A 14152-nucleotide genomic window follows, 5' to 3' on the forward strand; every position below is an offset into this window, starting at 1 on the left:
TTAGAATGTGATATTGACACCAGCCATAAACACCTGTGGCAATGGATATTGCCCCCAATCGATGCCTCGCTCCAGTGCGCTGCCTCCTATATCCGGGTCAAGACCAGAATAATTGGTCCAGGTAAACAGGTTCTCTCCACCGATAAAAATTCGGGCCCGGTTGATATTCACAGTTTGGGACAGCGCAGCGGGAATTGTGTACCCAATCTGAGCAGACCGGAGGCGCAGAAAAGTGCCATCCTGAATGAAGTAATCGGAGTATCTGAAGTTCTGGTTATCATCTCTTACTGCCAATCGTGGCTGTGTATTGGAAGTACCTTCTCCATTCCAGGCGTCAAAAAGAGCCCCCCTGTAAGCGTTGTAAACCCCATTGCCGGCGTGGGTGTAAGGTTGGAGAGCATTGAGAACATCATTTCCGTAAACCCCGTTGAACAGCACAAAGAGGTCGAAGGCCTTGTAATTCATGGATACGTTGAGCCCAAATGTCAGCTCCGGTTCCGGGTTGCCAATAGTTCTGCGGTCGTTGTCATCCAGCCTACCATCCCCATTGAGATCCATAAAGCGGAAGTCACCGGGCTGGGCAAGAGGTTGTATACGGTTTCCAAATTCATCGGTATGATTGATCACCTCTTCCTCATTTTGGAAGATCCCGTTGGTCACCCATCCGTAAAAAGCACCCGCCGGTTGACCCTCTGCAGTCCGGGTCAGAAGGTCCAGGCGCTGATGGTTGCCTGACCAGATTTCTTCGCCAAAGGCAAGTTCTCTCATGGTACTGCGTGCCCGTGAGGCATTGAGCCTGATATTGAAAGAAAGGTCAGTGCTTACCCGCTTCTGATAAGCCGCTGTGAGTTCGATACCCCGGGTTTCAAGGCGGCCAACATTGGCCCAGGGGGTACTGAAGGCTGCGCCCAGATAGGCCGGGATCGATATCTGCATAAGCATGTCTTTGGACCTCCGCTCAAAGTAATCTACTGTAAAAGATATGGACTGATTGAACAGCCCAAAGTCCAGCCCGAAGTTCAGGTCTTCCACAGCTTCCCATCGCAGGTCAGGGTTGCCAACAGTCGCAGGTGCGGCTCCCACATCAAGGGCTTCGTCTGCGCCGTATACATAAATGGCCCGCCCGAGCGTAGTCAGCAGGGCGTCGTTGTTGATATTCTGGTTACCAACCTGCCCCCATCCGGCACGGAGTTTCAACTGAGAAAGCCACCGGACATCTTTCAGGAAAGCTTCTTCCTGTATATTCCAGGCTGCTGATACCGCAGGGAAAAACCCCCAGCGGTTCTCCTCAGAGAATCTGGACGAACCATCGGCACGAAAGGATGCCGAGATCAGGTATCGGTACTTATACCCGTATTCCACTCTCGACAAATAGGAAGCCTGCGTATTGCGCTCATTCAACCCCTGCGCCCAAAATGCCGTTGTTGCAGCTTCAATGTAGCGGAATTCAGGCGCATTCCCGGGCACGGCATTCCCGGCGCCATTCAGCGTCCGGTGTTCAAAACTTTCCATGGTATACCCGGCTGTGACTTTCAGGTTATGGATGTCAGATTGGAGGGTATAGTGTAATAGGTTATTCCAGTTGAAGTTGGTCCGGTTATTGTGAGACCGGCCCACCTGATTCACATCAAGGCGGTCAGTTGGTTCTATGTAGTAATCAGGAGAAAACCAGTTGTTTTCCCAGTTGCTGAAATAAACACCAAAGCGGGATTCTGCGGAGAAACCGCGACCCAGGTCAAGAATGGCATAGGTGTTCCCGACCAACCGCAGATAATCAGTTTGGTCAAAATTGCGAGCCAAAGCGCCCATAGGGTTGGAAAGGTCGGTTCGTGTCGTAGGATGAAAACGGCTGAACTCATTTCTGCCGGTCTGCTCAAACTCCGGCAGATAAACCGGGATAATAGGTTCTGCCCTGACCGCATCCCAAACCAAATTTGGCCCATTTACCGTAACATCCTTGCTGAGGTTGAAATTCTGCCCGATCCGAAGCCATTCGGCAGCTTTCAAATCTGTATTGAGCCTGAGTGTGATCCGTTCGTAATCCCCTCCTTTGATCAGCCCTCCCTGATTGAAATAGGAAAAGCCTGTAGACACTTTCAGGTCTTCTGTACCCTTATTGATACTTAAGGAGTAATTATGGATCGGAGCAGTTTGCGTAACCTGTTCCCACCAGTTAGTTCCTGCACCGAAGGCGGCAGGATCGGAAAAGGGTGCCTCCAGGCCAGAGTTTGCCGCTGCCTGATTGGCAACCCGGGCATATTCTGTGCCATCAGCAAGCGGAGGGGCCTGGGCGGCCTGCTGAATACTGGTGGTCCCGTCAAACACGATGCTTAGCTTACCTGCTTTGGCTTTCTTGGTCTGTATGATGATCACCCCGTTCGATGCCCGGGAACCAAAAATGGCAGCCGCAGACGCATCCTTGAGGACCTGCACACTCTCAATATCCTTAGGGTTCAACCAGCTAATGTCATTGAGCGGCATATCATCAACCACATATAGGGGTGAGTTATCATTGATGGTGGAAATGCCCCTGACGAGCACAGACGCCCCACTGCCCGGAGCACCGCTATTGGAAGATACCTGTACCCCTGCCATCGTTCCCTGCAAAGCCTGGGTAACGTCCGCCACATTCCGCATTGCTAACTCTTCCCCCTTGACGGTGGAAATTGCTCCGGTAAGGTCTTTTTTACGAACGGTTCCGTACCCCACCGCTACAACTTCCTCCAGCTGATAGGCGCTTTGAGAAAGCTGAACATCAATCCGCTGACGCCCATTGACCGGTTCCTGAATGGTTTCATAGCCCAGATAGCTAAAAACCAGTGTATCGGTTGCATTGACCTTGATGGTATATTCCCCATCCACACTGGTAAAGGCTCCGTTATTTGTGCCTGTGACAAAAACGGATACACCGGCCAACGGTTCCTGCCCGGATGAAACCACGCCGGTTACGGTTTGATCCTGGGCCAATAACGAGGGCCCGGCAAAAAGGGTCAGCAATAAACTTATTGCCAGTAGTCTGATTTGGTCGGAAAACTTTCCCATAGGGCTTATAGCTTTGATGCATGAGCAAATCTAAGCATAGAAAGCAGTTCCAAATGGTGGTTTTCTGTCCATTTACCCGTTAAGAATTGTCCATTTTATCAGGTGGATTTGCGATTGGAGGGCATTTATTTACTTTTGAAAATAAAACGTGCTTATGCGGTTTGCTTCGCTGGGCTTCTGCGTGTTACTCTTCCCGGTTCTGCTGCAGGCGGATCAGGTAAGCGACAGCCTTTATTTCTGGAATATCCGTATGACAGAAGGGTTGCCTGGCAGCACTATCTCTGCTATTGAACAGGATTCACTCGGCTTCATTTGGATTGCCACTAACGATGGGCTTTGCCGGTACGACGGTGCTAATTTCCGGACTTACCGGCAGGAACCGGGAGATTCAAATAGCTTATCGGGCAACGAGATCAATAATTTATTCATTGACCGCCGGGGCAACCTCTGGGTCATGGCTGCCAACGGGCTGAATTTTTTTGACCTCAAGCAACACCGTATTTCCCGCATCCCTTCGGGATCCGAAGAGGGGCTCTTACTGGATAACTCGCCCACAGATATAGTAGAAACGGAAGATGGAAAAATATTTATCGCTTCTTACTATAGTGGGATCAGTTTTAGAGACGGGCCTAAAGCTCCCTTTCGCTACCTGACTGACACATCGCCCAGGGGCACGTCGCTCTCTTCCAACAACATCAATACGCTGGGGCTTTTAGGAGATTCCCTCTTGCTGATTGGGAACAGGGGAGACGGGGTTGACCTTTATGATATTCCTTCCGGCCGGATCAGGCACCTTAGCACTATTGCTGGCAGGCCCATGGCTTCCGGAAACATATATACATTTTGCCCTAATGGTAGAAAGGGGTTTTGGATGGGTACTGACAATGGGCTTTCCTATTTCGATATAGAGGAAAACCACCTGACCAACTTCCCCTATGCAGAGGGGGAACGCAGCTTTGTCCTCGATAAGGACATCTTATCTCTTCATCTAAGCCAGGAAGGCCAGCTATGGATCGGTACCAGGAAGAACGGTCTTGTGGTCGTTAATCAGGAGGATATCCTTCAGAGGGGAAAAGAAGCTGCCTTCACGCATTATTTTCCGGATCAGCAACCGGGAAGTTTGTCCTACCGTACAGTCCTGGCGATTTTCCGTGACAAAGACCATCAAATCTGGATAGGAACAGATGGGGGAGGAGTCAACTTTGCGGAAACGAGGCAACAGCGCTTCGGCCACCTCAAACACGAACCCGGCCAGGAGAACAGTCTTTCGATCAGCAAAGTCTGGGGAATGGCCGAAGACCATCATGGTAATATATGGTTTGGCACCGACGGTGATGGGGTGAATGTGTGGAACCCGGAAGAAGGGGTGGTGGAACGATTCCGCTATGAACCGGATAATCCTTTTTCTTTGAGCGACAATGCGGTACTCAGTGCCTTCACCGATCATACCGGGCAAGTATGGCTGGGCACTTACGAAGGAGGCCTTAATCGATATGATAAAAACGCAAACCGTTTTTACCACTATCAGGCTCCTGCACAGTTGCCGGTCAATGATATCCGCTGTATTTATGAAGATGCTTCCCGCCGACTCTGGATTGGTACAAATCGGGGAGGTGTTTTACAGTATAACCGGGAAGAAGATTGCTTTGACCCTGTTAAAGGATTGGAATACTACGATGTGAGAGCCATACATGCGTTTGGCGGAAGATTATGGCTGGGCACATTTGGGGATGGATTGATTGCCTATGATCCGGCAAGCCAGGAAATCAACCGCTTTTATACCAACGATACCTTTCAGCCTGCCCCCGGTATAATCTTCTCTATTTGCAGCAGAGGAGACCAGAATTTATGGCTGGGGACAGGCTCGGCAGGATTGTGCCGGTTCAATATTGCAACGCAATCTTTTGAGTCTTTCTCTGAAAAAGATGGCTTGGCCAGTAATAAGGTACATGCTATACTGGCAGATCAATCGGGGTACTTGTGGCTCAGTACCAATAGAGGGATTTCACGTTTTAGCCCTGGTGAACAGCTTTTTTATAACTACGACTGGCAGCGAGGTTTACAGGTAGCCGAATTTCACGATGGATCTGCTCTTAAAGCGAGCAACAGGCTCTTCTTTTTTGGTGGCATAGAAGGCGTTAATTATTTCAATCCGGATAATCTGTATTCCATCGCCGGGGAGGCCAATATCCAACTGACGAAGCTAAGTGTCCTCAATCAGGAAATCATCCCGGGCGAGCAGCATATTATTGATCGCAGCATCGAATACCTGCCTGAAGTGCAGCTAAACCACAGGCACACCACCTTTTCCATTGACTATCAGTCTCTCAGCTATCCCTTCTCGTGGGACATTCACTATGAATACTTCCTTGATGGATACGATGAAAAATGGAACATGGCGGGTAGTCAGACTACCGCTACTTACCGGAATGTGCCGCCGGGAACCTACACCTTCCGGGTAAAAGCCAACCACTTTGACAATCAGCAGTATAATGACGAAGTTTCTATCCCCATTATTATTTCCCCTCCTTTCTGGAAAACCAAAATCGCCATCGTTGTTTTCACCCTAATTCTGCTGTCCGGCATTTACGCCATACTCTACTACCGGTTGAAGCAATACCGGATTAAAAATCAGCTTCTTTTTGAGCAAAAGTTGCGGGATGAAGAGAAAAAACTGCACGATGAGCGGCTGGAGTTTTTTACCAATATTTCACACGAACTAAGGACTCCACTGACCATTCTTAGCGTGGCATTAGAGGAAATGGAACCCCTAAGAAAAACCAGTCCGAGAATCAACCGGTCTTTCGATGTCGCCCTGAAGAACTCCAACCGGTTGATGGAGCTCATACACTCGCTGCTGGAGTTCAGGCAGGTAGAAACTGGTGTTTCTGATTTGAAGATTAGTAAGCTTAACCTGAATAACTATCTGTCGGAGTTTCTGCAGGGCTTTCGGGAAATGGCCCGCCACAACCAAATCAATCTAAAGCTTTCGCTTCCTCTGGATGGGCTTATGCTTTGGGCTGATCAGGATAAGTTTTCGATGATCCTGAACAACCTGCTTTCCAACGCCTTCAAAAACACCCCTTCCGGAGGGCAAATAACCCTGAGCGTTGATGAGGATGAGCAGTATATTCTTATAAGAGTGCTGGACTCGGGAGTGGGCATACCGAAAAGAAAGCTCCGAAAGATATTTACCCGCTATTACAGACTTGAGGATAAATCGACAAGCACAGGTATCGGTTTAGCCCTGACGCAATCCCTTATACGGTTGCATCAGGGGGACATTGAAGTAGAAAGCACTGTCGGAAAAGGTAGCTGCTTCACTGTGAAATTCCTAAAAGGCAATGCCCACTTTGCAGATACCCAAACCCTGGGGGCACCGGAGGTTCAGGGAACGGTACAGGTTGTGGATAGCGAAGCTGAAAATGACGAAATCACCGAAACAGATCAGCAGATACTCCTCCTCATTGATGACAATACGGACATTCTCAACTTGCTGGAGGGGAAATTCCGGGACAGTTTTAAAATTCTCAAAGCCACCAATGGAGAAGAAGGGGTGGAGTTAGCAAAAAAGTACGGACCGGACCTGATTCTTCTCGATGTCATGATGCCGGGTATCAGTGGGACAGAGGTATGCCACTACCTCAAGAATGAACAGCAGACCAGCCACATCCCCATCATCATGCTTACGGCCAAAGGGACAGAACAGGATGAAGTGAAAGGCCTGGAAATGGGCGCCGATGATTACCTGGCCAAGCCCTTCAAGTTTTCCATTCTCAATGCCAGAGTGAATACGCTTTTAGAAAACCGCCGGAAGATCATGGGCTACTTTTCCAATGCTGGCACTGACAACGAACCCACTGAAGTGTCTCCTCTGATGAAAAAAGAATTGGCTTTCCTGAGTGAATTGGAGGAATATATCGTAACCCATTGCCTGGCGGATGAGCTATCCGTTTTTGATCTCGCCCGCCAACTTGGGTATAGCCGTACTTCCCTGTACCGTAAAATAAAATCTCTAACCGGCTTGTCGATAAATGCCTTTGTCCGTTCTGTGAGAATTAAGAAAAGTGCTGAATTCATCGCACAGGGCATGAATGTTTCCGAGGCGGCCTATTCTGTGGGGTTTAACGACCTCAAGCACTTCAGGGTATGTTTTAAAAAACAAATCGGCAAAAATCCGTCAGCGCTTAAAAAGAAACGGTAGCAAACACCCCTTTCTGAACAAAACCACCCTGATAATTGGACAGCCCACTACCTTTCCGCTGGCCTGACAAACCTTAGATTTGTCCAACACAGCTTTAACAATAAAATCAACAGCGCAATGAAATTTACCATCCATTCCTATCTGCTCATTGTTGCCCTGGCTGCAGCCTTGTACTCCTGCTCTAAGGATGAGGACCCTGCTCCACCGCCAACCGGAGAGAATGTACCTGAAGAAATCGTTGCTTCTCCTGGTGATGAAGTTACCTTTACCGGGACCTTCGAATCCAGTGCCGGTTTTGCCTCTATCCTGCTCAGGAATGAAGACCTGCTGCTCAATAAAGAAATTGTGTTTGCCAATGAGGTCACCAGGTACTTCCTTGATTATTCATTTACCATCCCGGAAGATATCACCTCTGATATTTATCCTGTAGATATTATTCTGGAAGATAAAGACCAGAACAGACAGGAGTTTCAAACGATAGTTGATGTCGCCAGGCTTCCGGAAGCCAACGGGCTCGTTCTGAATTTTACCGCTTTACCAGGCGACGAAATTACTTTCACCGGGGCAATCTCTGATGTTCAGGGCATTTCTTCCATCTCGATGCAAAATTTTGGCATCGCACTGGATCAGGTTATTGAGCTACCAGATAACCCCAATCAATACGATCTGAATTATACCTATACGATCCCAGCTTCAGCAGATAATGCTGTTCATAACGGGACGATTACCATCAACAATACTTCCAACCGGTCGATCACACTTAATATGGTGGTCAACCTGACTGGTGGGGACGTTACCTATGATAATATCTACGCAGCCGGAGGCCTGCAGTGGTGGCCGTGGAACGCAGAACGTGGCTACACTATGCTTAAAGACCCCGAAGATGACCAATGGTTTGAAATCACCGTCCCGGCCTGGCCCGAGGATGACTTCAACCAAATCAAATTTATCGGACAACTGGCATGGGTGCCGGACAACTGGGGGCTTGTTGATAATACAGACCCTTCTTTAGGCATGGTGAATGCAGAAGACAGTGCTCCTATTCTGCTTGATGCTGCAGGCAGTAATTTTTACCCCGCATACTTCAAAGTCCGGTTTAACCCCTACAATATGCAGTATACCACCGAGGAAGTCGACCAAACAGGGTTTGAGCTACAGGAAACCATGTTTATCGTGGGGAATGGCTTTACGGACTATCCTGCACTAGACTGGAATCCGGAAGAGGCTATTCCAATGGAACGCAACCCATCTGGTTTTGGCGATCATATTTTCCTGATAGAAGGGCTGCAGTTTTCGGATAACGTAAGCCTGAAGTTTATCGGGCAGAATACAGGCTGGGGCCCCCTTGATATTGGCTTCGACCCTGATTACATCGTCGGGGAGCAAGACGGTGGTGGATTTCAGGTGGTTGATCCCATCTCCTGGCTTCCAACCCGGTCCGGAAGTGGAAGCGCAGACCTGAAGTTTACCGATCAGGCAGGATCATACACAATACTATACGATCACTTTGCCGGGCGGGCTATTATCTGGAAAGAATAACACTCCTAACATTTACAACGGCAAGCTCGCAACGCTATTGCCCTTTTTTACAACACCATAAATTCCTAACTAATAAAACCAGTTAAGATGAAGAAGCATATACTACTACTATTTTTTGCCCTCTTCAGCCTTGCAGCTGCGGAAGCACAAGTGAATGTCACCTTTCAGGTAGACATGAGCAACGAGACCGTACTCAACAATGACGTACAAGTAGTCATCAAGGACCCCTGGATTTGGACGGCACTGACTGATCAGGGCAATGGTATCTGGAGCGCAACCGTGGAGCTTGATGCCGACAACGCCTACCCATATACCTTTGTAAATGGCGGTCAGGACAACTGGGACGGAGAAGAGACCCTGCCGGATGAATGCAACTTCGGAACACCTTCAGCTCCCCAAAGACAGGTCACCGTAGGACAGGAGGACGTCGTACTTAATGTGGTCAATTTTGGTGGGTGCGACGAATCGGTCACTCATGCCAATATCACTTTCCAGGTCAACATCAATGCCGTCGATAACTTCCATCCCGGTGGCGATGTATGGGTGTATATGGATGATAACTGGAATGAATGGTATACGATGACCGACGAGGACGAGGATGGTATTTATACCTACACACTGGAGCGGCAGGTGGAATCATCTCTTACCTACCGGTATTCCTATCAGACCGGACCAGACCCGGATAATGACTATGACACGGAATCGGTACCTGATGACTGTGCCAACGAGGATGGTTTCCGTTTTATAACTGTTCCACTTGTAGATACACAGTTACCGGCAGTTGCTTATGGAAGCTGCGATGAGGCACCAACACCCAAAGTGAACGTTACCTTTCAGGTAGATATGAGCAATGAAACAGTACTCAATAATGACGTACAAGTAGTCATCAAGGATCCCTGGATTTGGACGGCCCTAACTGATCAGGGCAATGGTACCTGGAGTGCAACCGTCGAATTGGATGGTAACCGGACTTATCCGTTTACCTATGTCAACGGCGGGCAGGACAACTGGGAAGGTGAAGAAAGTGTGCCCGAGGACTGCAACTTCGGTGCCGAATCCGCACCTGAAAGGCAGCTTATCGTTGAAGAGGCGGACATCGTACTGGACCCACTGTATTTCGGCACCTGTCTTCTTGTATCTGTTGACGATTTTATTAGAGATGACCGGATTCAAATGTTCCCGAACCCGGCAAAGGAATTCCTGCAGCTCCGTTCGGATGCAGGCCCAATCCAAAGCGTCTATTTTGTTGACCTGTTCGGAAGAGTGGTGGTTTCTTTCCTTCCGGGGCCGACTGAAGCAGCAAAAATTGACTTGCAGAACCTGAAAGCAGGTGTTTACATCGCCGTAGTGGAAGCGCAACATGGAACTTCAAAGCAAAAAATCATCATCAAACGGTAAATACGGCCTGGTGACCGGCTTTATTTTCGTCTGGCGCCTTGCCCACCCAGTCAATATGAACTATTTCTGCTCTGTTTTCTCCGGTTTGCTGCTTTTTACCGTCCTGGCCTGTAATCCCAGGGGGAATAAAAATATGGAGCCTAATGCTCCGGCCGAGATGGCTGCCGAATCATTCAAGCCATTGGAGCGAGCTTTAATGGATTATGTAGATCAGGGCAAGGTGCCGGGCGGGGTTGCGTTAGTTTACCACAAAGGAGAGATGGTCTTCCATAAGGGATTTGGGTTCAGCCATCTTGAAAATCAAACCTCCTCCTCTGTGCATGATATTTTCCGTATTGCTTCTATGACAAAGCCGGTCACTGCGGTAGCTGCAATGATGCTGTACGAAGAAGGAAAATTCAAATTGGATGATCCCGTTTCCAGGTTCATACCGGAATTCAAGAATCTTCAGGTATTGGAACGGGTGAACCGGGAAGATTCCAGCTTTGTAGCCCGCCCGGCAACTCAGCCTATGACTGTCCGGCAGTTATTCACCCATTCCTCGGGGCTGTTTTATGGCTATGACAACGATACACTATCCTTATTGTATGCGAAAGCTAACATTTCAGAAGGGTTTGAAGAGCGAGACATCTCCCTGGAAGAGAACGTAAAAAGGCTGGCTACTTTACCGGTAATGCACGAACCTGGGGAACGCTATACCTATGGCCTCAGCATTGATGTGCTGGGGCGGCTGGTGGAGATTTGGTCAGGGATGCCTCTTGATGCGTTTTTTTCAGAGCGGCTCTTTAAACCTCTGGGGATGAAGGACACCTACTTTTACCTGCCCCGTGAAAAGGCAGACCGTCTCGTTCCGGTCTATCAATCTTCTGAGAACGGGCCACCAACTCCTACAGATTATCCCCTGGTCAACTATCCCGTACAGGGCGCAAAAACCTTCTTTTCCGGCGGTGCAGACCTTAGCAGCACTGCCTGGGATTATTTCCTCTTTTGCAAGATGATGCTCCAAAAGGGCACGCTTAACAGAGCCCGTATTTTAAAACCTGAGACGGTAGGCCTGATCACCTCCACCCACCTGGAGACTGGTGATAATGACATGGGGCTGGGCTTTGGGGTACTCTCTGCAAAAACAGAAACGGACATAGCCCGCTCAGTTGGCAGCTACTCCTGGGGCGGCTTCTTCGCCACCACCTTTTGGATTGACCCGGCAGAAGAAGTGATCGCGATTTTGATGCTCCAAATGTATCCCTTTGCCGCCTGGGACATTCAGAAAGTTTTTGAAGATACGGTCTATGGTTTAGTTGAGGAGCAGAAGTAGTTTTGAGTATTCCTTTAAAGGCAAAAGCCGTAGATCCACTTATTTTAGCGACTCACGTTAGCTTTTGTCCATTGGCGAGGGGCGCGGAAAATTACCCTGTAATTGCCAGTTGACTATAAAGGTTTTGTTCTTCACAGGGTTGCATACGATGTCAAGTTAATATTTTGTTTAACCTCGCAGGCAAAGCGCATTTTACTTTCCAACCCATTGCACAACCTCCTTCACGGTTCGCTGGGCTGACCGCCCGACTCCGATCATCGTTGCCGAGGCAAATCCCGTCCACCCGCCATACCCTACCAGCCATAGCCCAGGCACTTCTGCAGACCGGGTGCCATCAGTGGGCATCCGCCCGCGCTCATCCTGCCGCCCCAGTGGCCTGAGGTGGCCGGTAGCATAGCCAAAACCGGTGCACCAGAGAATCACATCAAATTCTTCTTCCTTTCCATTGGCCCAGACCACGCCGGTTTGGTTTACGGATGCGATTTGCCCTGTTGCCTTTAGGACACCCCGTGACCTTGCCTCCAGAACTGAAGGGATCATTACAATATTTCCAAGCCCAAACTTTTTGGCATCGAAGGGCTCGCCCCTTTGTTCAGCGTAGTATTTTGCGGAAGCGACATTAAAAAGCACCCGCCCGTCCACATCATCGGGCAGGAACTGAGGAGTACGGCGAACTGCCCAGGCTGTAGTTGCCACCTTGGAAACCTCTGCCAGAATCTGTGCGCCGGAATTGCCCTCTCCAACTACGAGCACCTTTTGTCCAGCAAAAGCGCCGGCACTCTTGTAAAAGGCGGAATGCAGCTGCATACCTTCAAATGTCTCCCTGCCCGGCACATCCGGAATAAAGGGCTTGCCCCAGGTACCAGTCGCAGAAATAATGGCACGAGCCGAGTAGCGCCCTTGGTTTGTATCTACCTGAAACCGGTCCGCTTGCCGGGACACGGCACTTACGTCAACCGGACGGTGGACTGGCACCTCATACCGTTGCTCATAGCGGCAGAGATAGTCAATGACTTCTGCACGGGTTGGGAAAGGATGGCTGGATTTGGGCATCCACCAGCCAGGCAGGGAACTTTGTTCTGCCGGAGAGAACAGGGTCAGGCTATCCCAGGCATGCTGCCATGCGCCTCCACAGTCCGGCTGATTGTCCAGCAGCACGTAACGAAGACCGGTGCGCCGAAGGTAATAGGCACACGCCAGAGCACTTTGCCCACCGCCGATGATGATGAGGTCATACATGTTTTTCTACTATAAGGTGGGGAAGTATGGGTTGGTTGACGGCACTCTGAAAAACATCTTTCTAAAACCTCTGGCGTTGCCCTTCTCAACAAAAAACCAAAAAAACCAACGGCGAACACAAAAAATTTCAACAAATATGTATTTTAGCCCCGGAAAGAAAAAACCCAGCGATGAAGCAACTCCTCTATTCCCTTTTTGGCTACCGGTTTATTTACCTCGGCATGTCCACCCGTAATCCGGGGCGGATTAAAATTGGTATTGCGCGCGATGTAGACCTTCGGTGGAAAGCCATTGGCCGGAGCATGAAAGGGCGGCAATTCCCCATCTTCTCCCTGCCCTGCTTCTTCGCAGATTGGTTTGAAGCACATTTGCACCGGGTGATGAAGCGCTTCAACCGGCCCGTAAAAGGCTCCGGAGGCAGCGAGTTTTTTTCCTACCTCCACCCGCTGAGCTGGATCGGCTGGCTGTATGTCCTTTGCTGCATTCTCTGGGCCTTTGCCGTCAGCCACCTGCTGATTTACGGCGCGCTGACAGGCCTTTGGTGCTGGTGGCGGGATATTGAGTTCTGGGCCTTTCAGCGGGAAGTGCTGGACTTCCTTCGGTTCTGGATTTCTTAACGCTCCCGCACTCCCCTGGCCAGCAAATACCCCATCAGGGATACCTCTCCGAGCGCTGCCGCGCCGCCCACCAGAAGCGCCAGCCATGCATCGTTGCCGGGGAAGAGGAAAACGCCAAATGTTTCCATCAGGTAAGTCAGGCCTGCCAGGCTCATCAATACCCCAAAAGCTTTAGGGATTAAATCAGACCGGTAGATCAATATGCCAAGCAGGAGACAGTGGAGGCCAAACAACGCGCCCGCAATTAAATAACCCGCCCGGTGTGCATCCATAAACAGCAGGGACAGGTCATACAGCTGCTCCGGGCTGTGCGACAGCGCCCATTCTGTTGATTCCAGCACGTGCTGCGCCAGGTAATGGTTGAGGAGGTTGAGGCTGGCAATCGCGGGGTGTGCCAACAACCGCAGGGCGGCAGCCACCATCGAAAGGGTCTGGTTAACCGGCTTGAACAACTGATAAAAAAGTACGGCTATGACGGCATCTGCGGTGAAGGCGATCAGGTCGGTTGCCAGCCCAAGCCGGAACAAACCGCCTTGCTCCAGGATATTCAGTGCTGTTTGGGCAGCATCGCCGGGCACAACTATCGTACCTCGCATATAGCCCTGACTGAAGCCTGCGCAAATGATCACGATGAGATAAAGAAGCCCGGTCAGGCGGGCCAGCTGTTTGGGGGCAGTCGGGTGATTTTTCATTTCACTTCGGTTTTGATTACGGAAGCAAAATTAGCGGGATATCCGCCCGGCAACGCCCCGGTATATAATCCCGAACGCATAGGCCACAACGACGAGCAGGCAGCCC

The 14152-nt window shown here is 49.9% G+C and carries 8 protein-coding genes; 5 read left to right on the forward strand and 3 right to left on the reverse strand.

All coding sequences use genetic code 11. From position 1 onward, the window contains the following. Entirely contained in the window at positions 1-3042 is a 3042-nt protein-coding gene (locus IX84_RS02760; protein ID WP_044216378.1) for a SusC/RagA family TonB-linked outer membrane protein, read from the reverse strand. Positions 3043-3196: 154 nt separating this feature from the next. Between IX84_RS02760 and IX84_RS02765 the strand changes: the two genes are divergently transcribed. From IX84_RS02765 to IX84_RS02780, 4 genes are all read left to right on the forward strand, one after another. Then, positions 3197-7246 (forward strand): hybrid sensor histidine kinase/response regulator transcription factor, encoded by a 4050-nt coding sequence (locus IX84_RS02765; RefSeq protein ID WP_044216379.1) that lies wholly within the window; start codon positions 3197-3199, stop codon positions 7244-7246. 117 nt (positions 7247-7363) lie between these two features. Beyond that, on the forward strand, positions 7364-8785 hold the full coding sequence (locus tag IX84_RS02770) for a hypothetical protein (RefSeq protein ID WP_044216380.1): 1422 nt from the start codon (positions 7364-7366) through the stop codon (positions 8783-8785). Between the two features lie 87 nt (positions 8786-8872). Continuing rightward, positions 8873-10183 (forward strand): T9SS type A sorting domain-containing protein, encoded by a 1311-nt coding sequence (locus IX84_RS02775; RefSeq protein WP_044216382.1) that lies wholly within the window; start codon positions 8873-8875, stop codon positions 10181-10183. Positions 10184-10238: 55 nt separating this feature from the next. After that, positions 10239-11498, forward strand: coding sequence for a serine hydrolase domain-containing protein (locus IX84_RS02780; protein ID WP_160213633.1), 1260 nt, complete (start codon positions 10239-10241; stop codon positions 11496-11498). 192 nt (positions 11499-11690) lie between these two features. Here IX84_RS02780 and IX84_RS02785 read toward each other — a convergent pair whose 3' ends face one another. Further along, on the reverse strand, positions 11691-12737 hold the full coding sequence (locus IX84_RS02785) for an ArsO family NAD(P)H-dependent flavin-containing monooxygenase (protein WP_044216384.1): 1047 nt from the start codon (positions 12735-12737) through the stop codon (positions 11691-11693). 170 nt (positions 12738-12907) lie between these two features. Between IX84_RS02785 and IX84_RS02790 the strand changes: the two genes are divergently transcribed. Continuing rightward, complete coding sequence (locus IX84_RS02790) at positions 12908-13354, forward strand: GIY-YIG nuclease family protein (protein WP_044216386.1); 447 nt, start codon at positions 12908-12910, stop codon at positions 13352-13354. Here IX84_RS02790 and IX84_RS02795 read toward each other — a convergent pair. Then, on the reverse strand, positions 13351-14046 hold the full coding sequence (locus IX84_RS02795) for a DUF4386 domain-containing protein (protein ID WP_044216387.1): 696 nt from the start codon (positions 14044-14046) through the stop codon (positions 13351-13353). The genes IX84_RS02790 and IX84_RS02795 overlap by 4 nt on opposite strands. Between the last annotated feature and the right edge of the window lie 106 nt (positions 14047-14152).

This window comes from Phaeodactylibacter xiamenensis, assembly GCF_000759025.1.
Classification (GTDB): Bacteria; Bacteroidota; Bacteroidia; order Chitinophagales; family Saprospiraceae; genus Phaeodactylibacter; species Phaeodactylibacter xiamenensis.